Genomic DNA, 25,958 nt, shown 5'->3' with positions numbered 1-25,958 from the left:
TCACAATCGCCCACCCCGGTGCGGGTGGGTCAGGACCACTCTCCACGGGCGCCGGTGCGCGGCGGGCGCAGCGTCGCCACCGGGGCGGACCAGCGCCGGCGCAACGAGATCAGGCGCAGCCCGAAGACGAAGACCGCGGCGCCGGTCAGCGGCACGGTGGTGGCCCGCCCGTACGTCGACAGCAGCGTCACCACGACCGAGCCGGCGAGCGCCGCCACGGCGTAGATCTCCCGGCGCAGCACCACCGGGATCTCGCCGGTGAGCAGGTCCCGGCCGAGCCCACCGCCGATCGCGGTGAGCATGCCGATCATGCACGCCCCGACGGCCGGCACGTGCGCGTCGAGCGCCTTGAGCGTGCCGGTGACGGTGAACAACGCCAGCCCGGCCGCGTCGAGCACCAGCACTGTGGTGCGCAGCCGGGCGAGCTGGGGGTGAAGCCGGAACACGGCGGCGGCGGTGACGGCGGCGGTGACCGCGTACCGCCAGTCGGCGAACGCCAGTGGGGGCACCTCGTCGATGACCAGGTCGCGGAAGATGCCGCCGCCGAGGGCGGCGACCACGCCGACGAAGACCACCCCGAACAGGTCGAGCCGTTTGGCGACCGCCGCGGAGGCGCCGGAGGCGGCGAAGACCGACACGCCGGTCAGGTCGGCGACGAGCAGGGCGGTGGAGGTGGTCACCGCCGCAGGTTACGTGGGCGGGCGGCGGGGCCGCCCGCGATCACTCGCCCCAGGACTCGTAGATCTCCTTGCACTTGGGGCAGACCGGGGAGCCGGGCTTGGCGGCCTTGGTGACCGGGAAGGTCTCCCCGCACAGCGCGATGACGTACGTGCCCATGACCGCGCTCTCGGCGATCTTGTCCTTGCGCACGTAGTGGAACATCTCGGGGCCGGTGTCGGCGTCCTTCTGCTCCGGGCGTTCGAGAATCTGAGTGCTCATGTCCCACCTCCGGCTTACCAGTTTCGCAGGCCGGCCGGGCCGGGTCCACCGGAGCCCTCCGGCGGGCGGCCCGTACCGTAACGGAAGTGACCAACTTTCGCATCAGCCTCGGTGGTGAGGTGGCCGACGCCCTGCGCGACGGCCGCCCGGTGGTGGCGCTGGAGAGCACGATCGTCTCGCACGGCCTGCCCCGGCCGGACAACCTGCGCGTGGCCCGGGAGATCGAGCAGGCGGTCCGGGACGCGGGCGCGGTGCCGGCCACCATCGGCATGGTCGCCGGCGAGCTGCGGGTCGGACTGGACGACGCCCAGCTCACCCGGCTCGCCACGGTCGACGGCGTGAGCAAGCTCTCGGTGCGTGACCTGGCCCCGGCGGCGGCCACCGGCGCGGACGGGGCCACCACTGTCGCGGCCACCAGCGCGGTGGCGGCGGCGGCCGGGATCGCGGTGTTCGCCACCGGCGGGCTCGGCGGCGTGCACCGGGAGGCGACGCAGACGTTCGACGAGTCGGCCGACCTGGTCACGCTGGCCCGCACCCCGATCGCGGTGGTCTGCGCCGGGGTGAAGTCGATCCTCGACGTGGGCGCCACCCTGGAGCGGCTGGAGACGCTGGGGGTGAGCGTGGTCGGCTACCGCACCCGCCGGTTCCCCGGGTTCTATCTCACCGACGCCGGCTTCGACCTGGACTGGTCGGTGGACTCGCCGGAGCAGGCGGCCGACGTGCTGGCCGCGCGGGCCGCGCAGGGCGTGCACCGGGGCGGGCTGGTCGTGGCCAACCCGCTCCCGGTCCACGAGCAGCTCGACCCGGCGCTGCACGACCGCACGCTCGCCGACGGGTTGGCCGCGCTGGCCCGCGAGGGGGTCACCGGCAAGGCGGTGACGCCGTTCCTGCTGTCCCACTTCCACACCGCCACCGAGGGCGCCAGCCTGGCGGTGAACGTCCGGATCATCCTGCGCAACGCCGACCTGGCGGCCCGGATCGCGGTGGCCGCCGCGGGCCGGCGCGACGGCACCCCATGAGCGGGGTACCGCGTGTCGTCGTCGTCGGTGACGTGATCACCGACGTGGTCGCGATGCTGTCCGGGCCGCTCGCGACCGGCTCGGACACCGCCGCCGGGATCCGGTTCAGCGGCGGCGGCCAGGCGGCCAACACCGCCGCCTGGCTCGCCGGGCAGGGCGCGGCCGTGACGCTGGTGGCCGCGGTGGGCGACGACGAGACCGGCCGGGAGCGGGTCGCCGAGCTGACCCGGGCCGGCGTGGACTGCGCGGTGGAGCGGCACGAGGGCTACCCGACCGGCACGGTGATCGCGCTCACCCACGACGGGGAGCGCACCATGGTCAGCCAGCGGGGCGCGAACCTGCGGCTGACCGCCCGCCACGTGGACGCCGCGTTGGCCGCCGCGCCCGACGCCGGGCACCTGCACCTGTCCGCGTACACCCTGTTGGACGTCGGGTCGCGCGGCGCGGGCCTGCGCGCGCTGGCCGCCGCCCGCGAGCGCGGGCTGACGGTGAGCGTCGACGCGGCCTCCGCGGCGCCGTTGCGGCGCGTCGGCGGGGCGTTCCTGACCTGGGTACGCGACGTCGACCTGCTGCTGGTCAACACGGACGAGGCGACGGTGCTGGCCGGCGGCCTGGACCCGGCGGCGCAGGGCCGGGCGCTGACCGCGGTGGCGCACCGGGTGGTGGTCAAGCGCGGCGCGGCCGGGGCGGTCTGGGTGGAGCGCGGCGGCCGGGTGGAGACCGCGCCGGCGCCCGGGGTGGCCGTGGTGGACGTCACCGGGGCCGGGGACGCGTTCGCCGCCGGCCTGCTCACCGCCTGGCTGGCCGGCACCTCGCCCGGCGCGGCGCTGGCCCGGGCCGGCGACCTGGGCGCGCTTGCCGTGACCACGGTGGGGGCCCGCCCCGGCGGGTGACGGTCCGGGTCAGGGCTCGGCGTCGATGACCTTGTGCGGGCGCTCCTCGGCGGACAGCGCCATCGGCGGGGTCTCGTCCCGACCGCGGGCCTGGAACCGGTTGGCCAGGCGGTGTTCCTCCTTGGGCGGGCGGTCGTTCGCCAGCAGCACCGCGAGCCACGGGATCAGCACCATGCCGAGCGCGCACAGCGACAACCACAGCCACAGCAGCGGGGCCCGGACGCCGACCAGGATCGCGCCCGCGACCAGGCAGGCGACCCGGACGCTCATCATCAGCACGTAGCGCTTCTGCCGGCTGTTGAGCTGGTCGTCCTGGCTGCGCGAGGCGTCGGTGATCAGGATCGGCTGGTAGGCCTGATGCTTCACCACGGACCTCCTACGAGGGGATGGGACCCATCCTGTCACTCCGTGGGGACGATCGGCGACAATCGGGTGACGTGTTACGCGCGTGGTACGCTGCGAAGGTGGCCAACCGGTTCAGCTTCACCGACGAGGCGCTGGCCAACCTGCGGGTCTACGACGTCACACCCGGGGAAGTCTGGGAGGCCCTGCACAGCAACCGCCGGGTCATCCGGCACCTCGGCGACGACGTCATGGTGGTCTACGCCACCGACCACCGCGGCCGGCGTCTCGCCGTGCTGCTGGCCGAGGCCGACGGCACCGACAACGACTGGGACATCCTCTCCGCCCGTGAGCTGAGCGACGTCGAGGCCAAGCGCTACGACGAGGCGGTGCGGAGGTCACGCCGACGAGGAGGCGGTCACCATGCACCGTGACGAGGCGACCAAGCGGTTCCACGACGGCGGTGACGCGTTCGCCGACCTGATCGACGAGACGTCGCCGGCGCAACTGCCCACCCCCGACACCGACGTGCCGATGGTCAGCCGGTCGGTCCGCCTCCCGCTGGAGACGTACGACCGGGTCCGGGCCGCCGCCGAGGCGCGCGGCATCGGGGTGACCACGCTGATGCGACAGTGGATCGAGGCCGGCCTGGCCGACCTGGACGACTCGGCCACGGTCTCGCTGGCCGACGTGCGGCGCGCGCTGGCCTCGCTGTCCCGCCCGACCGCCGCCTGAGCGCTCAGGCCTCGGGGCCGGCCTCGCCGAGCGCCTCCCGCCCGACCGGCGACGCGGAGGACTCCGGTGGCGCGCCCCGGGCCCGCCGCGCGTCGGCGAGCGCGACGAGCGCCAGCACGCCGGCCACCACACCGAGCGCCAGCACCGCCGGCCCGGTCGTCAGCACCGGCGCGACAAGCACCAGCGCCGCCAGGCCGATCAGCCGGGAACGGGACACCCGGCCGAAGATCTCGTACTCGAAGCGGCACCGGGCGGCCAGGAACAGCGCCGGGCCGCCCACCACGAAGACCAGCCAGCGCGGGTCGGCGTCCTCGTGCGGATGGGCGATGACCAGCTCGTAGCCGACCGCGGCGGTGAGCACGCCGAGCACCATGAACAGGTGGGTCTGCGCGGCCGACTCGGCCAGCCGCCCCGGCGTGCCGGCCCGCCGCAGCGCCTCCGCGAGCAGGTGTCCGGCCCGGTGGAAGTAGAGCCGCCAGAGCAGCGCGGTGACACCGAACGCGAGCGCGAACGCGGCGGCCGACCGGCCGGAGAACCGCTCCCCGCTGTACGACACGCCGATCACCAGGATCGACTCGCCCAACGCGATGAGGAAGATCTGCTGGTAGCGCTCGGCCAGGTGCTCCCCGGCGACCAGCCAGCTCCGGATGCGGGACGCCCCGATCCGGGGCAGCGGCCAGCCCAGGAAGGCGCCCAGATAGTCCGCCGCCAGCGCCGCCACCCAGAGCGGCAGGCGCAGGTCGGGCACCAGCGCGCCGACCAGCCAGAGCGGGGCGGTCGCCACGGCCCAGCCGGTGAGCCGTACCGGCACCATCCGCCGCGGATGCCCGCGCAACGCCACCACCAGGACCAGCGGACGGCCGACCATGATCACCACGTACGCGAGCGCGAACGCCAGCGACCGCTCCTCCAGCGCGCGGGGCAACGTCACCCCGAGCACCAGGCTGCCGAACATGACGCCGACCACGACCGCCTGGATGACCACCCGCTCCGGCTCGTACCGGCTGGTCACCCAGGTGGTGATGGTCCAGACGTGCCAGAGCACCAGGAAGAGCAGCAGCGTCCGGAGGACGCCGGCCGTCATGTGCGCGCCGTCGACGTCGGCCACCAGGCGCTGGGACACCCGGGTCAGCGCGAAGACGAAGACCAGGTCGAAGAAGAGCTCCAGGAACGTGGCCCGCTCGGCGCTGGACGTGGTGCGCAGCAGCGCCCCGCCCCGCTGTCCGCTCACCCCTTCGCGGCCTTCGCCTCCGCCTTCATCCGCTGCTTGAACTCGCGCACCCGGCGCAGGGACTCCGGGTCGGTCACGTCGGCCACCGACCGGTACGCGTCCGCGTCGCCGTAGCTCCCGGCCGCCTCCCGCCACCCCGCCGGGGTCACGCCGAAGCGCTTGCCCAGCAGCGCGACGAAGATCTGCGCCTTCTGCCGGCCGAAGCCGGGCAGCTCACCGACGCGACGCAGCAGCTCACCGCCGTCGGACGCGTCGGACCAGAGCCGGGCCGGATCACCGTCGTAGCGGTCCACCAGCGCCCGGCAGACCTCCTGGACCCGGGCCGCCATCGCCTTCGGGAAGCGGTGCAGCGCGGGCGGCCGGGCGAACAACTCCACCAGCGCCTCCGGGTCGTACCCGGCCAGTTCCCGGGCGTCCGGCTCGTGGCCGAGCCGCTGCGCCAGCACGTACGGCGAGGAGAACGCCTTCTCCATCGGCACCTGCTGGTCCAGCACCATGCCGAGGAGCAGGGCCAGCGGACTGCGCGCCAACAACTCGTTGGCCTGCGGGTCGATGGGCAGGGAGAGCGTCATGCCCCCATCCTGCCGTCCCGGGCGCCGGTCGGGTCGCCGACTCCCCGACCCGCACGAGGCGGCCCGGTGGACTCCCACGGGGTCCACCGGGCCGCGTGACCCGTGACGCGGTCAGTTCACCACGAAGAGCAGCCGGTTCGGCGAGCCCGAACCCGGGTTCGTCACCTTGCCGGTGGTGGCGTTGCTGGTCAGGTAGCTGGCCACCTGCGCCGGGCTGAAGGACGGGTTGGCCGACAGGACCAGCGCCGCCGCGCCGGCCACGTGCGGCGAGGCCATCGAGGTGCCGCTGATCGTGTTGGTCGCGGTGTCGCTGCTGTTCCACGACGACGTGATCGAGGAGCCCGGGGCGAAGATGTCCACGCACGAGCCGTAGTTGGAGAACGACGACCGCGCGTCGCTGCTGGTGGTCGAGCCGACCGTGATCGCCGAGGCGACCCGGGCCGGCGACGAGTTGCAGGCGTTGGCGCTGGAGTTGCCGGCCGCCAGCGCGTACGTGATGCCGGAGCTGATCGAGTTGGCCACCGCGTTGTCCAGCGAGGTGCTGACGCCGCCGCCGAGGCTCATGTTGGCCACGGCCGGCTTGACCGCGTTCGAGGTGACCCAGTTGACGCCGTTGACCACGCCGGCGGTGGTGCCGCTGCCGGAGCAGTTGAGCACCTTCACCGCGATCAGCCGAACGCCCTTGGCCACGCCGTAGGTGCTGCCGCCGACCGTGCCGGCGACGTGCGTGCCGTGGCCGTTGCAGTCGGTGTTGTTGCTGTCCACCGTGTTGGTGCCCCAGGTGGCCCGGCCGCCGAACTGGCTGTGGGTGGTCCGGATGCCGGTGTCGATGATGTAGGCGCGCACGTTGGTGGCGGTGTTCGGGTAGGTGTAGGTGCCGTTGAGCGGCAGGTTGCGCTGGTCGATCCGGTCCAGGCCCCAGGTGGCGCCGGTCTGGGTGCCCTGCGCGGTCACCCGGCGGTCCTGCTCCACGTAGGCGACGGCCGGGTCGGCGGCGAGGCGGCGCGCCTGCCCGGTGCTCATCGTCGCGCTGTAGCCGGTGAGCGCGGCGGTCCACACCGCGCCGACGCTGCCGCCGTAGCGCTTGGCCAGGCCGGCGGCCCGGTCCGGCACGGCGGTGCGGGCGGTACGGCTGTTCGCGGCGCCGACCGCGTCGCCCTTGAGCACGACCAGGTAGCTGCCGCTGACGGCGTCGGCCGCCCCGGCGTACCGGATCTGCCCGGTGGGCGCGGCGAGGGCGGGGGTGGAGGCGGCGGCGGTGAGGGCCGCGGCGGCGGCCGTGACGGCGAGCGCGCGCAGCGCGCGACGCCGGGGAACGGACACGTCGGGCATCGTCTGGCTCCCTACCGGGCGGGCCGGTTCGTGGCCGGCGGGCCGCCCATCGACGGATGTTGACGGGAATGCTAACCACACATCGACATCTATCGAAAGAGATAGTTGCCGGGTAATACCGTCCGCCCGCCGGATCCGGCGGGTGCGCGCCACGCCCGGCGGCGGCCGAGGCAGGATGACGACGTGGACCGTCACGACATGCTGCTCTCCCCCGCCGGGGTCGACGCGCTGCGCACCGCGCTCACGCTCGCCGACTTCACCGCCAACGGCATCGCCGGGCGGCTCGGCTCGCAGGCCACCGGCGGCGTCGCCCGCAACGACTACCGGGCCGCGCTGCGCGCCACCGAGGACCGCGACCGGCTGGCCACCCTGATCCGGGTGTTCATCTGCGACCAGACCGAACCGGAGCCGGTGGTGGCCGCCGCGCTGGCCCCGCTGGGCGTGGACGAGGCGCTGGCCGGGGGCATCGTCGAGCGGCACGGCGACGGCCTGCGCGCCGGCGTCGACCTGGAGCCGTACGGAGACGACTGGTGGGTGCTCGCCGACGTGCCGGCCAGCGCCCGGCCCGGCCGGCCGTTGCACGCCGAGCACGTGCTCGGCATCGGCGGGGCCACCCAGACGCTCATCGGCGCCGCCGTACGCCGCCCGGTGGAGACCGCGCTGGACCTCGGCACCGGCTCCGGCGTGCAGGCGCTGCACCTGAGCACCCACGCCCGCCGGGTCACCGCCACCGACGTCTCCGAGCGGGCGCTGCGCTTCGCCGCGACCACCGCCGCGCTCAACGGGCAGGACTGGGAACTGCTCCGCGGCGACCTGGTCGCCCCGGTCGCCGGTCGGCGCTTCGACCTGGTGGTCAGCAACCCGCCGTTCGTGGTCGGCCCCGGCACCACCACGCACGTCTACCGTGACTCCGGCCGGGTCGGCGACGCGATCGGCGCGGAACTGGCCGCTGCCGCGCCGCACCTGCTCACCGACGGCGGCACCATGCAGTACCTGGCGAACTGGGTGCACGTCACCGGCGAGGACTGGGCCGAGCGGGTCACCGGCTGGTTCGCCGGCACCGGGCTGGACGCCTGGGTCATCCAGCGCGAGGTGGCCGACCCGATGGCGTACGTGAACCTCTGGCTCACCGACGTCGGGGAGAGCGCCGACCCGCAGCGGATGGAGGCGTGGCTGGACTGGTTCGACGCGCACCAGGTGGAGGCGGTCGGGTTCGGCATCGTGTCGCTGCGCCGCGCCGGGCACGACCGGCCGATCGTCCGGGTCGAGGACCTGCGCCAACGGGTGGAGCCGCCGCTCGGCGACCGGATCGGCGAGTGGTTCGACAGGCAGGACTGGCTGCGCGCCCGGGACACCGACGAGCTGCTCGCCGCCCGCTACCGGGCCGCCGACGGGCTGCAACTGCGCCAGGAGGCCACCATGGGCGACGACGGCTGGGCGGTGGACCGGCAGGTCCTCGCCGCGCCGCGCGGGCTGCGCTGGTCCGAGGAGATCGACCCGCTGGTGCTGGCCCTGGTCGGCGGCGCGGACGGCCGGCTGCCGCTGCGCGACCAGCTCGCCCTGCTCGCCGCCGCGCACGACGTGACGCCCGGCGAGCTGGCCGAGGCGGCCGGCCCGATCGTGGCGCACCTGGTCGAGCGCGGCCTGGTCGAGCCGGTGGTCGACTGATGCGGGCGGTGGTGCAGACCGTCGCCCGGGCCTCCGTCACGGTCGACGGCGCGGTGGTCGGCGAGATCACCGACGGACTGCTGGTGCTGCTCGGCGTGACCCACGCCGACACCCCGCAGGTGGCCGCCACCATGGCCCGCAAGCTGCACGAGCTGCGCATCCTGGACGACGAGCGCAGCGCCGCCGACACCGGCGCGCCGCTGCTCGTGGTCAGCCAGTTCACGCTCTACGGCGACGCCCGCAAGGGCCGGCGGCCGAGCTGGACCGCCGCCGCCCCGGCGGACGTCGCGGAGCCCCTGGTGGAGGCCGTGGTCGAGCAGTTGCGGGCCCGGGGCGCCAAGGTGGAGACCGGCCGCTTCCGCACCCACATGCTGGTGGAGAGCGTCAACGTCGGCCCCCGGACCCTCCTGCTGGACCTCTGACCTCCCGGCCGGTCAGAAGAACAGGCCGCGCCGCGACAGCGACTGGCGCAGCCAGCCGTCGAGCTGGGCGGCGAAGTCGGTGCGGTCCGCCGTGGCGTGGTCCACGGTGAACCGCCCGAACGCGTCCCGTCCCTCGGTGAACAGGCCGCCCCGCTTGTCCACCTCCAGCACCACCTGCATCTGGTGCGGGTCGGTGACGAAGGTGACCTCGAGCTGGTTCATCGCGCCCGCGTACTGCGGCGCCGGGTAGAACTCGATCTCTTGGTAGAACGGCAACTGCTGGCGTACGCCGTAGATGTGCCCCCGCTCGACGTCCGCGCGGGCGAACCGGAAGCCCAGCCGCAGCAACGCCTCCAGCAGCCGCTCCTGAGCCGGTAGCGGGTGCACCGCGACCGCGTCCAGGTCGGTGGAGTCGACCGCCCGGGCCACCTCCAGCTCGGTGCGCAGACCCATTGTCATGCCGTGCAGGTGCTGGCCGTACAGGTCGGTGAGCGGGGTCTCCCACGGCACCTGGAACCGGAACGGCACGTCGTGGCGCTGCCCCGGCTCCAGCCGGAACGCGCCGGTCACCCGGACCTGGCCGAACTCCTGGTTGGTGTCGTACTCCGAGTCGCCGCTCTCCACCTCGACCCGGGTGACCAGGCCGAGCGAGACCCAGCTCACATCCGCCGGGTGGTCGCCGCCGACCACCTGGATCCGGCCCTCCAGCAGGCCGCCGGGACGGCAGTTCGGGTTGGCCAGGACCGTCTCCACCGACGGACCGCCCACACCCATCGCCTGCATGAGCCGCTTGAAGACCACCTGTTTCACTCCGATCACCTGTGCGGTCCGGCCCGGCCGGCCGGTTCGCTGGCACGGTAACCGGCGGCGGCAAGCCACGTCGGAGTTCGCCCCGGATTGGTGTCGGGTCCCCGATCGCCTCACTCCCGTCTCACGCCCCGACCGCCAAGCTGTTTGTCACCGGCCCACCGCGCCGGGCGGCGCGGGGGCCGGTACGGCTCGTAGGACACGGGGAGAGACAGAGATGACCCAGCAGATGATCGAGCACAAGGACATGGACGTCACCCTCACGGACCTGGACGCCACCGACGATCGCGGCGTCTCCACCGACCTGGTCCGGGCGTACCTGAACGGCATCGGCCGCACCAAGCTGCTCAGCGCCGCGCAGGAGGTCGAGCTGAGCCGCCGGATCGAGGCCGGGCTCTTCGCCGAGGAGAAGCTGTCCACCTGCACCCCGGTCTCCGCCGACCTGCGCGCGGACCTGGCGCTGATCGCGGCCGAGGGCCGCGCCGCCAAGGACCACCTGCTGGAGGCGAACCTGCGGCTCGTGGTGAGCATCGCCAAGCGTTACACCGGGCGGGGCATGGCCTTCCTCGACCTGATCCAGGAGGGCAACCTCGGCCTGATCCGCGCGGTCGAGAAGTTCGACTACACCAAGGGCTTCAAGTTCTCCACGTACGCGACCTGGTGGATCCGCCAGGCCATCACCCGCGCCATGGCCGACCAGGCCCGCACCATCCGCATCCCGGTGCACATGGTCGAGCAGGTCAACCGGATGGTCCGGGTCCGCCGCGAGCTGTCGGTCACGCTGGGCCGCGAGCCCACGGTGAGCGAGGTGGCCACCGCGCTGGAGGTGCCGGAATACCAGGTGATCGAGCTGATCTCCTTCGACCGGGAGCCGGTGAGCCTGGACCAGGCGGTCGGCGAGGACGGCGAGAGCGCGCTCGGTGACTTCGTCGCCGCGGTGGACCCGCGCACCGAGCCCGGTGACGCCGCCGCCAACGGCGAGCTGCGCAACGAGGTGCGCATCGTGCTGGCCACGCTCTCCCAGCGGGAGCAGGCGGTGATCCGGCTGCGCTTCGGCCTGGACGACGGCCGGCAGCGCACCCTGGACGAGGTGGGCCGCGAGTTCGGGCTGTCCCGGGAGCGGATCCGCCAGATCGAGAAGGTGACGCTGCTCAAGCTGCGCGACCCGGAGCGGGCGAACCGGCTGGAGGCGTACGCCTGCTGACCCGACGACCCCTCGACCGGCCCCGGCGGTTCGCCGGGGCCTGTCGTGCTTGAAATGCCAGGTCGTCGCCGCCACGCTGGGGCGGTGAACTGGACCCTGGAAGTGGTGATCGTGCCGGTCTCCGACGTGGACCGGGCAAAGGAGTTCTACGCCGGGCGGGTCGGCTTCGCCGTCGACCACGACACCGACCTGGGCGGGGTGGGACGGATCGTGCAGCTCACGCCCCGCGGCTCCGGGTGCTCGATCGTGCTGGGCCGGGGCGTCGTGCCGGAGATGCCGCCGGGCTCCCTCAAGGGCCTGCAACTTGTCGTGGCCGACCTTGCGGCGGCGCGCGCGGAGCTGGTCGAGCGCGGCGTCGAGGTCAGCGAGATCCAGGTGGTCGGGCGGAACCCCGGCCCGGTGCCGCACCCGCTGGACAACGTCGGCTTCGTGTTCTTCCGCGACCCCGACGGCAACGAGTGGACCGTGCAGCAGATCTCCTCGCGGGCCTGAACCTGTTAACAAGGGGCCCCGCCTATACCGAATGCGTTAAGCGGGGGCCCTTCCTTACAACCTCCGGGGGCCCGTGTCGGGGCGTGGGGAATCGGCGCCGGTGCGGACGGTGGCGTGCAGCACCGAGATCCCGTCCGGGCGGGCCAGCACCGGGTTGAGCGTGAGCGACCGCACCCGGGGCTGCTCGTCGGCCAGCCGGCCGACCCGCAGCAGCAGGTCCACCAGGGCCGCCCGGTCCACCGGGGCGGCGCCCCGGTGCCCGTGCAGCAGCGGCGCGGCACGCGGCTCGTCGACCAGCTCGGCGGCGTCCCGGTCGGTCAGCGGCACCGCCCGCCAGGCCCGGTCGCCGAGCAGCTCGGTCGCCACGCCGCCCAGCCCGAACCCCACCACCGGCCCGAACGCCGGATCCTCCACCAGCTCCACCACGGACGCCACGCCCGGCGCGACCATCGGCTGGACCAGCACCCGCGCGCCGAACACCGGGGCCATCTCGGCGTACGCGCGGCGCAGCGCGTCGGCGTCGGCCAGGTCGAGCCGGACCGCGCCCAGGTCGAGGCGGTGCCGCAGCCCCGGGTCGGCCGCCTTGAGCGCCACCGGCCAGCCGAGCCGCTCCCCCGCCGCCAGCACCTCGTCGGCCGAGCCGGCCGGCGCCGACTCCACCACGTCGATGCCGTACGCGCCGAGCAGCGCGGCGGTCTCCGCGCCGTCCGGCCCCAGCGCGGCCTGCCCGGCCGACCGGTCGACCCGGGCCAGCTCGGGCAGCACGCCCGGCGGCCGGCGCAGCCAGTCCGCGTACCGGGTGACCCGGGCCAGCGCCCGCACCGCCTCCTCCACGCTCGGGTAGGCGGGCACCCCGGTGGGCACCCGGCCGGCGAGGAACGTCGCCACCACCGGCTTGCCGGTGGCCCGCGCGTCGGGCAGCGCCGCCGCGAAGTCGGCCTCCGGATCGGTGAGCTGGCCGGGCAGCGGCGGGGCGAACACCGCCACCACGGCGTCCACCCGCTCGTCGGCCGCGGCGGCGGCAAGCGCGGCGGCGTACGCGGCGGCGCCACCGGTCGGCCCGACGTCGTGCGGGTAGCCGTCGGCGACGACCAGGCCCTGCCCGGCGCCGGCGGTCGCGGCCAGCCCGGTCAGCGCCGACGAGTTGCCGACCACGGCGATCCGCCGCCCGGCCGGCAACGGCTGGTGGGCCAGCAGCACGCCCACGTCGAGCAGCTCGGACACGGTGTCCACCCGGATCACGCCGGACTGGGCGAACAGCGCGCTGACCGCGGCGGCGTCCAGCGCCGGCGCCTCGCCCACACCCGGCGGCCGGGCCGGCGACGCCAGCGCCACCACCGGCTTGCTCCGGCCGATCCGCCGGGCCAGCCGGGCGAACTTGCGCGGGTTGCCGAACGTCTCCAGGTAGAGCGTGATCACGTCGGTGCCCGGGTCGTCCTGCCAATACTGCAGCAGGTCGTTGCCGGACACGTCGGCCCGGTTGCCGGCCGAGACGAAGCTGGACAGGCCGAGCCCGCGCCGGGACGCCTCGGCCAGCAACGCCACCCCGAACGCGCCGGACTGGCTGAACACGCCCACCCGACCCGCCGCGGGCAGCACCGGGGCGAGCGTGGCGTTGAGGCGTACCGCCGGGTCGGTGTTGGCGACGCCGAGACAGTTCGGGCCGACCACCCGCATGCCGGCCAGGTGCGCGGCGCGGACCAGGGCCCGCTGCGACGCCGCCCCGGCCGGGCCGGACTCGGCGAACCCGGCGGAGACCACCACCAGGCCGTGCGCGCCGGCCCGGGCGGCGTCCTGCACCACCTCGGTCACCGCCTCCGGGGCGACCGCCACCACCGCCAGGTCCACGTCGAGGCCGGCGTCGACAGCCGACGGGTACGCGGGCAGCCCGGCCACGGTCGCCGCGCCCGGGTGCACCGGCACGATCGCCCCGGTGAACCCGCCGTCGCGCAGGTGCCCGAGCAGCGCCGCGCCGACACCCTGGCCGGTGGTGCTGGCGCCGTAGACGGCGATGCCGCGCGGGGCGAGCAGCCGGGCGATCGACCGCGCCTCGGTGCGGTGCTCCCGACCGCGCTGCACCTCGAGCGTCGCCTCGGTGGCCGCGATCGGGAAGCTCAGGTGCACCACGCCGTCGGCGTACTGGCGCTGGACCTGGTAGCCGAAGTCGGCGAAGACCCGCAGCATCTGCCCGTTGGCCGGGAGCACCTCGGCGACGAAGTGCGCGATGCCGTGCCGGCCCGCCGCGTCGGCCAGATGCTCCAGCAGCACCGACCCGATGCCCCGCCCCTGGTAGGCGTCCTCCACCACGAACGCCACCTCGGCCTCCGGCGAGGCGGGGCCCAGCCGCTCGTACCGGCCGACGGCGACGATCCGCTCGCCGGCCAGCACCACGAACGCCTCCCGGTCCCGGTGGTCGACCGTGACGAAGCGCCTCAGGTCCCGCTCCGGGATGCGCGGGTACGGCGAGAAGTAGCGCAGGTACCGGGTGCGCTCGGAGAACCGGGCGTGCATCGCCACGATCGCCGCCGCGTCGTCCGGGTGGATCTGTCGCAACTGGACCGTGGTGCCGTCGCTCAGCAGCACGTCCACCGGTTGCTCGACGGTGGTCACGGGATCAGTCGCGGGGATCGTGCGGGTCGAGGCCGAGCAGCGGGAAGACCGCCTTGCGGGTGGCCGCGACCGCCCGGTCCACCGCGTTCGGCTCACCGCTGGGCTGCCACGGCTGGAAGGACGGGTCGACGTCGTCGGTCATCCGCAGCGGGACGTCGTGGCCGGGACGCCGTCGCGCGGCCAGCTCCCGCCAGCCCGGCGGGGTGAGCGTGGCCGGGTCGACAGGTTCACCGGTGGCCACCGCGAGCAGGTGCGTCCAGGCCCGGGGCACCACCTCGACGAGCGCGTACCCGCCGCCGCCGGTGGCCACCCAGCGGCCGTCGCACAGCTCGTCGGCGAGCGCCCGCAGCGCCAGGTAGGTGGCCCGCTGCCCGTCCACGGACAGGTGCAGGTCGGCCAGCGGGTCGACCCGGTGCCCGTCCGCGCCGCACTGGGTGACGAGCACCTGCGGCCGGAACGCGCGCAGCACCGACGGCACCACCGCGTGGAACGCCCGCTGCCAGCCCGCGTCGCCGACGCCCGGGGGCAGCGGCACGTTGACCGCGGTGCCCTCCGCGCCCGGCCCGCCGGTCTCGTCCGGGAACCCGGTGCCGGGGAAGAGCGCGAGCGGGGTCTCGTGCAGGCTGACCGTGAGCACCCGGGGGTCCCGGTAGAAGACCTCCTGCACACCGTCGCCGTGGTGCACGTCCACGTCCACGTACGCGATCCGCTCCGCGCCGAGGTCGAGCAGGCGGGCGATGGCCACCGCCGGGTCGTTGTAGACGCAGAAGCCGGCGGCCCGGGCCGGCATGGCGTGGTGCAGGCCGCCGGCCACGTTCACCGCGCGCCGGGCCTCGCCCCGCCAGACCGCCTCGGCGGCGGCCACGGTGGCGCCGGCGATCAGCGCGCTGGACTCGTGCATCCCGTCGAAGACCGGGTTGTCCGAGGTGCCGAGGCCGAAGCCGGCGAAGAGCGGGTCGTGCGGCGCGGCGCGGACCGCGTCCAGGTAGGCCGGGTCGTGCACCCGGGTCAGCAGCGCGTCGTCGGCCGGTTCGGGCTTGACCAGGCGCACCCCGGGCCGGTCGAGCACGCCCAGCTCGCGGGCGAGCGCCATGGTCAGCTCGACCCGGACCGGGTCGAGGGGATGGTCCCCCATGTCGTAGGCGAGGAGGGCGGGATCCCACACCACCACCGTGTCGTCGGACATGCGGCCATCGTCGCACGCGGGTCGGGGCGCGCCCACCAGCCGCGCGCTCACCGGCCGGCGGCGTCGCCGGTCGCCACCGGACGGTCCGGGTCGGCCACCCACTCGCTCCACGAGCCGACGTAGAGGGCGGCGTCCGGCCGGCCGGCCAGGTGCAGCGCCAGCACCGCCTGCGCGGCGGTCACCCCGGAGCCGCAGTACGCGCCGACCGGCGCGTCCGGGTCCACCCCGGCCTCGGCGAAGCGCGCCCGCAGCGCCTCGGCGGCGGGGAACCGGCCCTGCGTCACGTACCCCGGAGCGGGCAGGTTGACCGCGCCCGGGACGTGCCCGGCGACCGGGTCGACCGGTTCCGTCTCGCCCCGGTAGCGCGGGGCGGCCCGCACGTCGAGCAGCACCCCGGTGTCGGCGGCGGCGAGCCGGGCCGCCCGGGCGGCGTCGAGCACCGGCAGCGCGCCCGGGGTGACCGTCACGTCGCCGGGCGTCGGCTCGGGGACCGTGGCGTCCACCGGCAGCCCGGCGGCCGTCCAGGCCGGGAAGCCGCCGTGCAGCACCCGCACCGCCCGGTGCCCCGCCCAGCGCAGCGTCCACCAGGCCCGCGCGGCGGACATCCCGTCGCCGCCGTCGTACACCACCACCGGGTGACCGGCGCGGACCCCGGCGGCCCGCAGCGCGGCCTGCAACGCGGCCGGGTCGGGCAGCGGGTGCCGCCCGGCGGCGCCGGGTGGCCCGCACAGCTCGGTGTCCAGGTCGACGAAGACGGCGCCGGGCAGGTGGCCGGCGGTGTGGTCGTCGCGGCCGGGTGGGCCGGCGAGCCGCCAGCGGACGTCGAGCAGCACGGGCGGGTCGGCGCGGTCGAGCTCGGCGGCGAGCCGCTCCGGCTCGACCAGCAGCTCTGCGGTTCCGGACATGCGGTCCAGTGAACACCATCCGGGCAGCGACCTCCGGGTTCGCCTGCGGCAGCCGGTCGGTCGTTACGGGTAGCATCGGACGCCGGGAGGCCGCTGACGTGAAGCATGACCTGGTCGACACGACCGAGATGTACCTGCGCACCATCCTCGAGCTGGAGGAGGAAGGTGTGCCGCCGCTGCGCGCCCGCATCGCCGAGCGGCTGCGGCAGAGCGGTCCGACCGTCAGCCAGACCGTCGCCCGGATGGAGCGGGACGGGCTGCTCACCGTCGAGGGCGACAGGCACCTGACCCTCACCGCGCTGGGCCGCAACACCGCCGTGTCGGTGATGCGTAAGCACCGGCTGGCCGAGCTGCTGCTGGTCAACGTGATCGGGATGCCCTACGAGGAGGCCCACGAGGAGGCCTGCCGCTGGGAGCACGTGATGAGCGACGCGGTCGAGAAGCGGGTCTACGACCTGCTCAACCGCCCGTCGCGGTCGCCCTACGGCAACCCGATCCCGGGCCTGGAGGAGCTGGGCGACCCGGGCCAGCCGACGGCCGAGACCGTCGAGGCCGAGCGCAACCTGGCCTTCCCCGGCCTGTCCGGCCCGGTGGTGGTGCGACGGATCTGCGAGAGCGTGCAGACCGACGCCGACGTGCTCCGCCAGTTGCACGCCGCCGGCGTCGACCCGGGCGCGACCGTCACGGTGGCGCAGGAGCGCGACGGCGTGTCCATCGACCGCTCCGGTGACCGGGTGCGGCTGCCCCGCGAGGTGGCCTCCCGGGTCTTCGTCGCGGCCCGCTGACCCGCGGGCCGGGGCTCAGAGCCGGCGGGTGTCGATCACCTTGGCCAGGGCGACCAGCTTGGCGGTCGCCTTCTCCGCCTCCGCGGCGGCGGTGCCGGGCGGGGTGGCCCAGCGCAGGCTGGCCAGCCGGTCCTCACCGGCCAGCCAGCCCACCTCGGCGACCGGGCCGACCTTCGCGGTCTTCGACACCGTGCGCCGGTAGGCCACCTTCCCCAGCTTGGTGACCTTCGCCGCGCCGCGCGGCTGCACGTCGGCGGTGAACGTGGCCGCGTCGATCGACGTGTCGGTCACCGACAGCGTCAGCTCCGGCAGCGCCGCCTCCTGGGCCCGCACGACGCAGGTGTGCGTGTCGCCCCGGTCGGTGGCGGCGGCCACGTCGAACTCGCCGCCGGTGTGCGCGGCGATCACCGCGAAGTCGAGCAGCCGGCAGGCGCCGCCGGAGGACGCCGCGGCGACCTCTACCGCCGGCGGCGCGGCCGCCGGCACCTCGACCTCCGAGGCGTCCTCGCCGCAGCCGGTGGCGAGCAGGACGGCCGAGACGGCCAGCCAGGTACGGGCGCGCACGGGGAGACCTCCGCGATCGGCGGCGGGCGGACGGCCCGCCGGAGTTCCGTCGGACACCGTACGGCCCGACCGGCCGGGACGGAAGGCCCCTAATCGGCCACGTACGGACAGTGCCGGCAGCCTCGCCCGCAGCAGGTGCCGCGCCGGGCCAGGAAGCCGGCGCTGAGCACGAACAGCCCGGTGTCCGGGTCGAGGTAGCCGGCCTCCCCGGCGGCCAGCGCGGCGGCGTGCGCGGCCAGGATCCGCTCCCGCGCGGGATGCCCCGGCGGCAGGCGCGACGGGTGCGGCTCGGTCAGCGGCCGGTCCGCCAGCTCGTCACTCACCGCTGGAGTGTAAGGAGGGGCCCCTTCTTAACGTTTTCCGCATAGGCGGGGGCCCCTTTTAACACCTCTCAACCGTGGCGCGCGAACGCCTCGGTGATCGTCGCCCGGTCCGCGCCGGCGGCGAGCAGCAGGCGCAGCAGCACCTTCGCCCGGTACGGGCCGAGCAACCCGCCGTCGACCAGCCCGCGCCGCCGCAGGTCCCGCTCCGAGCCGACCGCGCCGTAGGTGTCCCGCAGCACCGGCCCGGCCCCGGTCCGCGAGGTCAGCACCACGGGCATCCGCCCGGTCAGCGCGCCCAACGCCGGGGCGAAGGCGGGTGGCACGTGCCCCACCCCGAACCCGGCCACCACCAGCCCGTCGAGGCCGGTGGCGAGCGCGTCGAGCAGCGTCACGTCGTCGTCGAGCGTGACCGTGTGCAGCGCCACCCGGGTGGCGGCGAGCCGGTCGGTGTCCACCGCCGGCAGCGGCGCGTGCCGGGGCGGTCGGGTCAGCACCCGTACCCGCCCCTCGACCAGGTGCCCGAGCGGCCCGGCGTCGGGCGAGGCGAACGTCGCCGTACTCGTGCTGTGCGTCTTGCGGACGAACCGCGCGGCGTGGATCTCGTCGTTGAGCACCGCGAGCACGCCGAGGTCCCGCGCGGCCGGCGCGGCCGCCACCCGGACCGCCGCGAGCAGGTTCGCCGGCCCGTCCGGGCCGGCCAGCGTCGGGTTGCGCATCGCGCCGGTGAAGACCAGCGGCGCCGCACGCGGGGAGACCAGGTCGGCCAGCCACGCGGTCTCCTCCAGCGTGTCGGTGCCCTGGGTGACCACCACGCCTGTCGCCCCGCCGTCGACCGCCGCGGCCGCCGCGTCCACCAGGTCGAGGACCTGCCGGTACGCGAGCGCGGCGCTGGGCACCGCCGCCACGTCCCGCACGTCGAGCGGAACGTCGGCGAGACCGGGTACGGCGGCGGTGAGGTCGGCGCCGGTGAGCCGGGTGACCACTCCCCCGGCGCCGGCGCCGGCCATCGCGATGGTCCCGCCGAGGGTGAACAGCGTGACGCTCATCGGGCCGCCCGCTCGGCGAGCAGGAACGCCTGCGGCTGGCGCTCGGCGCCGACCGGTTCGCGGACCAGCGTGGCCGACACCGCCAACCCGGCGTCGGTGAGCTGGGCGGCCAGCCGCTCCGGCGGCAGCCAGTGCACGTCGAGGCCGACGCGGTGCCCGTACGCCTGTTCCCGCCGGTCGAGCCGGTCGCCCGCCTTCACCGCGAGCAGCAGGTGACCGCCAGGGGCGAGCACCCGGCGGAAGCCGGCGAACACCCCGGGCAGCAGTTCCGGTGGCAGGTGGATGATCGAGTACCAGGCGACCAGCCCGGCGAGCGACGCGTCCGGCGCGGTCAGCTCCGTCATCGAGCCGACGTCGAAACTCAGCTCCGGGTGGTCCCGGCGGGCCACCGCCACCATGCCGGGTGAGAGGTCGACGCCGGCCACGTCGAGGCCGAGACGTCGCAGGTGGGCGGTGACCCGACCGGTACCGCACCCGACCTCCAGCACCGGCCGGCCCGGCCCGACCGTCTCGGCGAACGCGCTCAGCACCGCCCGGTCCAGCGGCGGCTCCACCACGTCCGGCAGCACCCGCGCGTAGTCCTCGGCGACGGTGTCGTAGGCCGTGCGGATCTCGGTCAGCCAGCCCGTCTCGTCCACGCCCGAACCCTACTCACCCACCCCGCACTGTCGAACGGGATGTGGACGGGGGGTCACCGCGAAATCTGCGGGTAGCACGGCGCTGCTACGGTCCCCGGCGACCGTCCAAGGAGGACAGATGACGAGATCGGCCGCAATGCTCGTGGTCACCGGTGCGCTCCTGGCCACCGCCGGCTGTGCCGCCGACGCGACAGCCACGCCGGACGAGCTTCGCGACCCCTGCGCGCTGCTCCCGGCCGACCTGCTGGCCCGGCTCGCGCCCGGCGCCCGACCCACCGCCTCGGCGAACCTCGGCGACCGCAGCGGCACCCGGGAGTGCGCGGTCGACCTGACCAGCGGCACCTCCATGCGGGGCGACCTGCTCGTCACCGTGGGCGTCGACGCCGAGGGCATGTACGACGAGACGTGGCGACGGAACCGGTGCTCCCGGATCGCCGTCGACCTGACCGGCGAGGGACCGGGCGACAACTCCTGCGTGGCGGTGACGCCGTGGGACGGCGGGGAGACCCGGTTCGACGGCTACGCCTGGCGGGGCGACACCTACGAGGTGCGCGTCGCGTACCAGGTGGTCAAGCCGGAGACGCTGCCGGCCGGCGCGGAGGCCGACCTGCGCGGGGTGCTCGCCTCGGCGGTCGACTCGCTGCCCGACTGAGCCGGGACGGCGGGCGGCCCGCAGGTCAGCGGCCGCCCCGACCGGCCGTTTCCCGGCGGGCCGCGGCGACGGTCCGGCGAGCGTCCCGCCAGGCGATCAGCGCGGTGCGGATCCGCGGTGAGGTGACCGGTTCGCCCCGGCGGCGTGCCCGCACCTGCTCGACCAGCCAGGACGGCGCGGCCACGGCGGGAACGGCCCGGTCCTTGCCGATCAGCTCGCCGTGCCGCACCGCATGCCGCCCCCGGGCCATCGAGGTGAGCCCGAGGTCGGCCAGGTCGGGGTCCAGCCACAACCAGGGCCGCCGGGCCGCCCAGGCCCAGTAGCCGGTCAGTTCGGCCCGGGCCGCGGCGCGCACGTCGTCGTCGGTCATCGGCGGCAGGACCTGATCCGGCGGCCGGCCGAGGAGGGCATGACCGTGCCGGACCAGCTCGGCGCGGGTGACGCCGGAGAGGATCCGGTGGACGAGCTGCCCATGCGTCCAGGTGGGATGGCGCGCCTGGACGTCCTCGACGGCGGCGGTTGCCACGTACACGCAGCCCAGGTGCAGGCCCGCGGCCGGACCGGCGTCGAACCGGCGGTGCAGGGTGGTCAGCTCGGTCCGCCGGGTCGCGTCGACCGGCCCGTCCGCCACCGCGACCAGGTCCAGGTCGCTGACGCCGGGCCGGTAGCCACCGGTGGCGAGCGACCCGGCGACCAGCAGGTCGGACACCCAGCCGAGCGCCGCCACCTCCCGCGTGAACGCGTCGACGGCGGCCGGGCGCGTGGTCATGGCCGCACCGGGGCGAACCAGGTGACCGCCTGCCCGTGGCCCCGGGTCCAGGCCAACGGCCGGCCGTCCAGCGCGAGCACGTTGTGGAACCCGCCGTCCGGCGGCGCGGGCGTCTGCGCGTGCGGCAGCACGGCCGGGTCCTCGTTGGCGAGCCAGTGGCCGGGCAGCGTGCCGACCAGCGCGGTGAACGCCGCCCGACGCGCGGACGGCACCTGGTAGAGCACCGAGCTGTGGAACACCACGAGCGTCGCGCCGGCCGGCGCCCGCGCCGCGAGCGCCGGCAGGTCGTCGACGAGGTCGCCGCGGACCAGCAGCGGGGGGTCGGCCGCCGCGACCGCCGCGGCGGCCCGCAGCCGGTCCCGGCGGTGCCGGTGCTCCGGCCAGATCAGCGCGTCCAGCCAGGCCAGGTCGGCCGGGTCGGTGACGTCGAGCGGATTCACGTCCAGCCCGGCCCGCCACACCACCTCCGGCCGCCGGGCCGGCGGGGCCGCGCCGGTGAGCGCGCAGTCGAGCACCGGCTCGCCGTCGCCGACGCGCCGGTCGCCGTAGCGGTAGGCGTACCGGTCGGGGTAGAGGCACAGGCCGGCGGACACGCCGACCTCCAGCAACGCCAGCGGCTGCGGCAGCGCGGCCAGCACCGGCAGCAGCACCGCGCAGCGCCCGGCCTCGTTGGTCTGCGTCGCCCGCGCCCGCATCTGCGCCGCGACGTCCGGCCAGTGGGCCAGCACGTGCTCGCGGAACGCCGCCGGGTCGTCCACCGGGCCGCCGCGCAGCCGGACCACGCCGAAGAGCAGGTTCGGCTGGCGCTTGGCAGGTGGAAGCGTGTCGAGCGACGCGAGCAGGTCCGGGTCGCGCGCCACGGCCCGCGACAACCGGTGGTACGTCGGGGAGACGTCGCGCGCCTCGCGGTCGGCGAACGCCTGATAGGCGTCGGCGGTGCTCATCGCCCGAGCATCCCAGCTTCCGGCACGCCCCGTTCTGTGACCGTGCCCACCCGGGCCGGGAATTCCGGGTGCCGGCGGCAGACCTGTCAGGACGGAACCCGGGCAAGCCTGAGCACGTATTCGAAGCCGCGTTTCTGCGCGGTCGAATCCACCATCGGCAGGATCAGCGCCGGTATGCCGGCGGCGACCGATCCGCCGTCACCGGCGGGATGATCACCGACCATCAGGGTCTCGCCCGGTGCGGCATGGAGGGCTTCGAGGGCGACGCCCCAGATCCGAGGGTCCGGTTTGACGAAGCCGACCTCGTAGGACAGGACGAACGCGTCGACATGGCCGTCGAGTCCGTGGCGCGCAAAGCACTTGCGGATGTCCCAGCCGACGTTGCTGACGACGCCGATGCGAACACCGCTGTCCCGCAACGCGGACAGGGTGGTGGCGGTGTCGGCGTACGGCTCGATCGCTTCGGCGTGTGTTTCGTGCAAGACCGATGCCAGCGCCCGGTCCACGCCAGGAATCTGCTCCAGCACGGCGAGGATCGCTCGATCCCAGACTCGCGGATCCAGGTCTCGGGCGATGTGGGCCGGATCCGTGGCCGTCTCCCGCAACAGTTCCGCGAAGTCGCCGGCAATCCGGTGCGCCTCACCGGCAGCCAGTGTCCGGTCGATCGATGCCGCCGCGTTGCCCACCCAGCGCTCCGAGCTTCTGGCGAACAGCGTCCAGGCGAAGTCGAACAGCACTGTCGTCACGGGCTTGGCGGTCATCGCATCACCCTAGATCGACACGACGCGTTCTGCGGTCCGCGACGCAGTGAGCTGTTCCGAGCGAACACCTCGGTGACGGTCCGCGCCACAGCGACCGCCCGACCCCTACCGGGTCGGGCGGTCGCTGGTCTTCCCGCCGCCGTCGTCATCGACGAACCGGACGTCGCACCGAATGCGACTCGGCCCGATGTCAGCTACAACCGCTGGTGGAGCCGCAGCCCTCGCAGACGTAGCAGCTACCGGCCGGCCGCATCTTGGTGCCGCAGGTGAAGCAGAGCGGCGCGTCCGCGGCCTTGCCGATCACGGCCTCCAGCAGTTCGGTGCTGGAGCCCACCGACGGCGCGGGCTTGGCGGCGGCGACGTCGGCCATCTCCTGCGCCGGCTGGGCCACCGGGCCGGTCTTCGGCTCGGGCGCCTCGACCGGGGCGGAGGCGGCCATCGCGGTGAGGTCCGCACCGCTCGCCTCCGCCTCCGCCTCGGCCCGGAGCTGGGCGGCCCGCTCCTTGGCGGTGAAGATGCCCAGCTCCGCGCGGCGCTCATACGGCAGGAAGTCCAGCGCCAGGCGACGGAAGATGTAGTCCATCACCGAGGCGGCCATCCGCACGTCCGGGTCGTCGGTCATGCCGGCCGGCTCGAAGCGCATGTTGGTGAACTTGCTGACGTACGTCTCCAGCGGGACGCCGTACTGGAGACCGATGGAGATGGCCACCGAGAAGGCGTCCATCACGCCGGCCAGGGTCGAGCCCTGCTTCGACATCTTGAGGAAGACCTCGCCGAGGCCGTCGTCCGGGTAGGACGAGGCGGTGAGGTAGCCCTCGGCGCCGCCGACCGAGAAGGAGACCGTCTGCGACGGGCGCTTCTTCGGCAGCCGCTTGCGCACCGGGCGGTACTCGACGACCTTCTCCACGACCTTCTCGACCTCGGCGGCCGGGGCCTGCGTCTCGGCGGCGCCCTTGTTCGGCTTGGCCACCGACAGCGGCTGGCCCACCTTGCAGTTGTCCCGGTAGATCGCCAGCGCCTTGAGGCCGAGCTTCCAGCCCTCGAAGTAGATCTTCTCGACGTCGGCGACGGTGGCCTGCTCCGGCATGTTGACCGTCTTGGAGATGGCGCCGGAGATGAACGGCTGGACCGCCGCCATCATCCGCACGTGGCCCATCGGCGCGATGGACCGCTCGCCCATGGCGCAGTCGAAGACCGGGTAGTGCTCCGGCTTCAGGCCGGGGGCGTCCACCACGTGCCCGTGGTCGGCGATGTGCTCCACGATCGCCTCGACCTGCTCCTCGGGGTAGCCGAGGCTGCGCAGGGCGCGCGGCACGGTCTGGTTGACGATCTGCATCGAGCCGCCGCCGACCAGCTTCTTGAACTTGACAAGCGCCAGGTCCGGCTCGACGCCCGTGGTGTCGCAGTCCATCATCAGGCCGATGGTGCCGGTCGGGGCGAGCACGCTGGCCTGCGAGTTGCGCCAACCGTTCTTGTCGCCCAGCTTGTTGCCCAGCGTCCACTGCTTGGTGGCCTCGCGCTGCACGGCGGTCGCCACGGTGCCGGTCGGCCGGATGCTGTCGTTGGCGGCGGCGTGCTTGCGCATGACCCGCTTGTGCGGCTCCGCGTTGCGGGCGTAGCCGTCGTACGCGCCGACGATGCCGGCCAGCTCGGCGGAACGGCGGTAGGCGGTGCCGGTCATCAGCGAGGTGATCGACGCGGACACCTCCCGCCCCTGCTCCGAGTCGTAGGGCAGGCCGGAGGCCATCAGCAGCGCGCCGAGGTTGGCGTACCCGATGCCGAGCTGCCGGTAGGCGCGGGTGGTCTCACCGATCTTCTCGGTCGGGAAGTCGGCGAAGCAGATCGAGATGTCCATCGCGGTGATGACGAACTCGACCGACCTGACGAACTTCTCCACCTCGAAGCCGCCGTCGGCGCGGAGGAACTTCATCAGGTTCAGCGAGGCCAGGTTGCACGAGGAGTTGTCCAGGTGCAGGTATTCCGAGCACGGGTTCGACGCGGTGATCCGCCCGGTCTCCGGGCAGGTGTGCCAGTCGTTGATCGTGTCGTCGTACTGCAGGCCCGGGTCGGCGCACTCCCAGGCGGCCTGGGAGATGGTGTGGAACAGGTTCTTCGCGTCGATCGTCTCGATGGTCTGCCCGTCGAGCCGGCCGCGCAGGTCGAAGCCGCCGCCGTTCTCCACCGCGGTCATGAACTCGTCGGAGACGCGGACCGAGTTGTTGGCGTTCTGGTACTGCACGCTGACGATGTCCGCGCCGCCCAGGTCCATGTCGAAGCCGGCGTCCCGCAGCGCGCGGATCTTGTCCTCCTCGCGCGCCTTGGTCGCCACGAACTCCTCGATGTCCGGGTGGTCCACGTCGAGGATGACCATCTTGGCCGCCCGCCGGGTGGCGCCACCGGACTTGATGGTGCCGGCGGAGGCGTCCGCGCCGCGCATGAAGCTGACCGGGCCGGAGGCGGTGCCGCCGGAGGAGAGCAGCTCCTTGGAGGACCGGATGCGGGAGAGGTTGACCCCGGCGCCCGAGCCGCCCTGGAAGATCCGCCCCTCCTCCTTGTACCAGTCGAGGATGGAGTCCATCGAGTCGTCGACGGCCAGGATGAAGCACGCGCTGACCTGCTGCGGCGACGGCGTGCCGACGTTGAACCAGACCGGCGAGTTGAAGCTGAACACCTGGTGCAGCAGCATCCAGGTCAGCTCGTGCGCGAACACCTCCGCGTCGGCCGGGGAGGCGAAGTAGCCGTACTCCTCGCCGGCGGTGCGGTAGGTGTCGACCACCCGGTCGATGAGCTGCTTGAGCGACCACTCGCGCTCCGGGGTCCCCACCGCGCCCCGGAAGTACTTCGTGGTCACGATGTTGGCCGCGTTGACCGACCAGGACTCGGGGAACTCCACCCCACGCTGCTCGAAGTTGATCGAGCCGTCCCGCCAGTTCGTCATGACGACGTCGCGGCGCTCCCAGGCGACCTCGTCGTAGGGATGCACCCCCTCGGTCGTCCAGACGCGCTCGATCTTCAGCCCCGCCCCGGCCTTGTTCCGTGACTTGCTGGTCGTCACGCCCTCGCCCCCCTCGTCGGCACGGTCACCCACCGCGCCTGGTCACACTGTCGGAAATCAGAAA

General features: G+C 74.3%; 28 protein-coding genes. 10 read left to right on the top strand and 18 right to left on the bottom strand.

The features are described 5' to 3' along the window. Positions 1 to 29: 29 nt before the first annotated feature. Both ACIA5A_RS12990 and ACIA5A_RS12985 read right to left on the bottom strand, forming a co-directional pair. On the bottom strand, positions 30 to 680 hold the full coding sequence (locus ACIA5A_RS12990) for a trimeric intracellular cation channel family protein (protein ID WP_396760462.1): 651 nt from the start codon (positions 678 to 680) through the stop codon (positions 30 to 32). 40 nt (positions 681 to 720) lie between these two features. Further along, positions 721 to 939: a DUF3039 domain-containing protein gene (locus tag ACIA5A_RS12985; protein ID WP_396760459.1), complete on the bottom strand. Its 219-nt coding sequence runs from the start codon at positions 937 to 939 to the stop codon at positions 721 to 723. Between the two features lie 86 nt (positions 940 to 1,025). On the opposite strand from ACIA5A_RS12985, the gene ACIA5A_RS12980 reads away from it, so the two are divergent. Both ACIA5A_RS12980 and ACIA5A_RS12975 read left to right on the top strand, forming a co-directional pair. Next, positions 1,026 to 1,958 (top strand): pseudouridine-5'-phosphate glycosidase, encoded by a 933-nt coding sequence (locus ACIA5A_RS12980; RefSeq protein WP_396760456.1) that lies wholly within the window; start codon positions 1,026 to 1,028, stop codon positions 1,956 to 1,958. Continuing rightward, positions 1,955 to 2,851: a carbohydrate kinase family protein gene (locus tag ACIA5A_RS12975; protein WP_396760453.1), complete on the top strand. Its 897-nt coding sequence runs from the start codon at positions 1,955 to 1,957 to the stop codon at positions 2,849 to 2,851. Before ACIA5A_RS12980 ends, ACIA5A_RS12975 begins: the two co-directional genes overlap by 4 nt. Positions 2,852 to 2,860: 9 nt before the next feature. Here the strand turns inward: ACIA5A_RS12975 and ACIA5A_RS12970 are convergent, their stop codons facing one another. Then, complete coding sequence (locus ACIA5A_RS12970; protein ID WP_396760662.1) at positions 2,861 to 3,217, bottom strand: DUF3099 domain-containing protein; 357 nt, start codon at positions 3,215 to 3,217, stop codon at positions 2,861 to 2,863. Positions 3,218 to 3,315: 98 nt separating this feature from the next. Here ACIA5A_RS12970 and ACIA5A_RS12965 point away from each other — a divergent pair, with 98 nt between their 5' ends. After that, a complete protein-coding gene (locus ACIA5A_RS12965; protein ID WP_246248200.1) occupies positions 3,316 to 3,627 on the top strand; it encodes a hypothetical protein in 312 nt (103 codons plus the stop codon). Next, positions 3,617 to 3,928: a hypothetical protein gene (locus ACIA5A_RS12960; protein WP_396760450.1), complete on the top strand. Its 312-nt coding sequence runs from the start codon at positions 3,617 to 3,619 to the stop codon at positions 3,926 to 3,928. The genes ACIA5A_RS12965 and ACIA5A_RS12960 overlap by 11 nt, the downstream gene beginning before the upstream one ends. A gap of 4 nt (positions 3,929 to 3,932) precedes the next feature. Here the strand turns inward: ACIA5A_RS12960 and ACIA5A_RS12955 are convergent, their stop codons facing one another. The 3 genes from ACIA5A_RS12955 to ACIA5A_RS12945 form a co-directional block, all read right to left on the bottom strand. Beyond that, entirely contained in the window at positions 3,933 to 5,159 is a 1,227-nt protein-coding gene (locus tag ACIA5A_RS12955) for a low temperature requirement protein A (RefSeq protein WP_396760447.1), read from the bottom strand. After that, the gene (locus ACIA5A_RS12950) at positions 5,156 to 5,731 is read right to left on the bottom strand and encodes an HhH-GPD-type base excision DNA repair protein (RefSeq protein WP_396760444.1); all 576 of its coding nucleotides are present in this window, start codon (positions 5,729 to 5,731) and stop codon (positions 5,156 to 5,158) included. Before ACIA5A_RS12950 ends, ACIA5A_RS12955 begins: the two co-directional genes overlap by 4 nt. Positions 5,732 to 5,842: 111 nt before the next feature. Next, complete coding sequence (locus tag ACIA5A_RS12945; RefSeq protein ID WP_396760441.1) at positions 5,843 to 7,063, bottom strand: S8 family serine peptidase; 1,221 nt, start codon at positions 7,061 to 7,063, stop codon at positions 5,843 to 5,845. A 183-nt stretch (positions 7,064 to 7,246) separates the two neighbouring features. Between ACIA5A_RS12945 and ACIA5A_RS12940 the strand changes: the two genes are divergently transcribed. Beyond that, complete coding sequence (locus ACIA5A_RS12940) at positions 7,247 to 8,731, top strand: methyltransferase (protein WP_396760438.1); 1,485 nt, start codon at positions 7,247 to 7,249, stop codon at positions 8,729 to 8,731. Continuing rightward, on the top strand, positions 8,731 to 9,153 hold the full coding sequence (gene dtd, locus ACIA5A_RS12935; RefSeq protein WP_396760435.1) for a D-aminoacyl-tRNA deacylase: 423 nt from the start codon (positions 8,731 to 8,733) through the stop codon (positions 9,151 to 9,153). The genes ACIA5A_RS12940 and dtd overlap by 1 nt, the downstream gene beginning before the upstream one ends. A 12-nt stretch (positions 9,154 to 9,165) precedes the next feature. Here the strand turns inward: dtd and ACIA5A_RS12930 are convergent, their stop codons facing one another. Then, on the bottom strand, positions 9,166 to 9,954 hold the full coding sequence (locus tag ACIA5A_RS12930) for a sporulation protein (RefSeq protein WP_396760659.1): 789 nt from the start codon (positions 9,952 to 9,954) through the stop codon (positions 9,166 to 9,168). 223 nt (positions 9,955 to 10,177) lie between these two features. Between ACIA5A_RS12930 and sigB the strand changes: the two genes are divergently transcribed. Both sigB and ACIA5A_RS12920 read left to right on the top strand, forming a co-directional pair. Next, positions 10,178 to 11,164, top strand: coding sequence for an RNA polymerase sigma factor SigB (gene sigB, locus ACIA5A_RS12925; protein WP_396760432.1), 987 nt, complete (start codon positions 10,178 to 10,180; stop codon positions 11,162 to 11,164). Between the two features lie 84 nt (positions 11,165 to 11,248). Next, positions 11,249 to 11,656 (top strand): VOC family protein, encoded by a 408-nt coding sequence (locus ACIA5A_RS12920; RefSeq protein WP_396760429.1) that lies wholly within the window; start codon positions 11,249 to 11,251, stop codon positions 11,654 to 11,656. Positions 11,657 to 11,710: 54 nt separating this feature from the next. On the opposite strand, the gene ACIA5A_RS12915 is transcribed toward ACIA5A_RS12920, so the two are convergent. From ACIA5A_RS12915 to ACIA5A_RS12905, 3 genes are read right to left on the bottom strand one after another with little or no spacing between them, the layout of a single operon-like run. Further along, a complete protein-coding gene (locus tag ACIA5A_RS12915) occupies positions 11,711 to 14,266 on the bottom strand; it encodes a GNAT family N-acetyltransferase (RefSeq protein ID WP_396760426.1) in 2,556 nt (851 codons plus the stop codon). Positions 14,267 to 14,270: 4 nt separating this feature from the next. Then, positions 14,271 to 15,452 (bottom strand): acetoin utilization protein AcuC, encoded by a 1,182-nt coding sequence (locus ACIA5A_RS12910; RefSeq protein ID WP_396760423.1) that lies wholly within the window; start codon positions 15,450 to 15,452, stop codon positions 14,271 to 14,273. Between the two features lie 47 nt (positions 15,453 to 15,499). Further along, positions 15,500 to 16,357 (bottom strand): sulfurtransferase, encoded by an 858-nt coding sequence (locus ACIA5A_RS12905; RefSeq protein ID WP_396760420.1) that lies wholly within the window; start codon positions 16,355 to 16,357, stop codon positions 15,500 to 15,502. Between the two features lie 98 nt (positions 16,358 to 16,455). On the opposite strand from ACIA5A_RS12905, the gene ACIA5A_RS12900 reads away from it, so the two are divergent. Further along, on the top strand, positions 16,456 to 17,142 hold the full coding sequence (locus ACIA5A_RS12900) for a metal-dependent transcriptional regulator (protein ID WP_396760417.1): 687 nt from the start codon (positions 16,456 to 16,458) through the stop codon (positions 17,140 to 17,142). A gap of 15 nt (positions 17,143 to 17,157) precedes the next feature. On the opposite strand, the gene ACIA5A_RS12895 is transcribed toward ACIA5A_RS12900, so the two are convergent. From ACIA5A_RS12895 to ACIA5A_RS12880, 4 genes are all read right to left on the bottom strand, one after another. Then, positions 17,158 to 17,706 carry a hypothetical protein gene (locus tag ACIA5A_RS12895; protein ID WP_396760413.1) on the bottom strand — a complete coding sequence of 183 codons (549 nt, stop codon included), beginning with the start codon at positions 17,704 to 17,706 and terminating at the stop codon, positions 17,158 to 17,160. Between the two features lie 89 nt (positions 17,707 to 17,795). Further along, complete coding sequence (locus ACIA5A_RS12890) at positions 17,796 to 18,029, bottom strand: DUF5522 domain-containing protein (protein WP_396760410.1); 234 nt, start codon at positions 18,027 to 18,029, stop codon at positions 17,796 to 17,798. 68 nt (positions 18,030 to 18,097) lie between these two features. After that, complete coding sequence (locus ACIA5A_RS12885; RefSeq protein WP_396760408.1) at positions 18,098 to 19,075, bottom strand: asparaginase domain-containing protein; 978 nt, start codon at positions 19,073 to 19,075, stop codon at positions 18,098 to 18,100. Continuing rightward, a complete protein-coding gene (locus ACIA5A_RS12880) occupies positions 19,072 to 19,713 on the bottom strand; it encodes a class I SAM-dependent DNA methyltransferase (protein ID WP_396760405.1) in 642 nt (213 codons plus the stop codon). Before ACIA5A_RS12880 ends, ACIA5A_RS12885 begins: the two co-directional genes overlap by 4 nt. Positions 19,714 to 19,831: 118 nt before the next feature. Here ACIA5A_RS12880 and ACIA5A_RS12875 point away from each other — a divergent pair, with 118 nt between their 5' ends. Continuing rightward, positions 19,832 to 20,365 carry a hypothetical protein gene (locus ACIA5A_RS12875; RefSeq protein ID WP_396760402.1) on the top strand — a complete coding sequence of 178 codons (534 nt, stop codon included), beginning with the start codon at positions 19,832 to 19,834 and terminating at the stop codon, positions 20,363 to 20,365. A 25-nt stretch (positions 20,366 to 20,390) separates the two neighbouring features. Here ACIA5A_RS12875 and ACIA5A_RS12870 read toward each other — a convergent pair whose 3' ends face one another. From ACIA5A_RS12870 to ACIA5A_RS12855, 4 genes are all read right to left on the bottom strand, one after another. After that, positions 20,391 to 21,134 carry a nucleotidyltransferase domain-containing protein gene (locus ACIA5A_RS12870; RefSeq protein ID WP_396760399.1) on the bottom strand — a complete coding sequence of 248 codons (744 nt, stop codon included), beginning with the start codon at positions 21,132 to 21,134 and terminating at the stop codon, positions 20,391 to 20,393. Beyond that, positions 21,131 to 22,078 (bottom strand): DUF2332 domain-containing protein, encoded by a 948-nt coding sequence (locus ACIA5A_RS12865; protein WP_396760396.1) that lies wholly within the window; start codon positions 22,076 to 22,078, stop codon positions 21,131 to 21,133. Before ACIA5A_RS12865 ends, ACIA5A_RS12870 begins: the two co-directional genes overlap by 4 nt. Positions 22,079 to 22,164: 86 nt before the next feature. Beyond that, positions 22,165 to 22,839 (bottom strand): HAD family hydrolase, encoded by a 675-nt coding sequence (locus tag ACIA5A_RS12860; protein ID WP_396760393.1) that lies wholly within the window; start codon positions 22,837 to 22,839, stop codon positions 22,165 to 22,167. 190 nt (positions 22,840 to 23,029) lie between these two features. Continuing rightward, entirely contained in the window at positions 23,030 to 25,927 is a 2,898-nt protein-coding gene (locus ACIA5A_RS12855; RefSeq protein ID WP_396760390.1) for a vitamin B12-dependent ribonucleotide reductase, read from the bottom strand. Positions 25,928 to 25,958: the final 31 nt, after the last annotated feature.

The organism is Micromonospora sp. NPDC051300 (genome assembly GCF_044455315.1).
GTDB classification, from domain to species: Bacteria; Actinomycetota; Actinomycetes; order Mycobacteriales; family Micromonosporaceae; genus Micromonospora; species Micromonospora robiginosa.
This window is presented reverse-complemented; position numbering and strand designations above follow the sequence as displayed.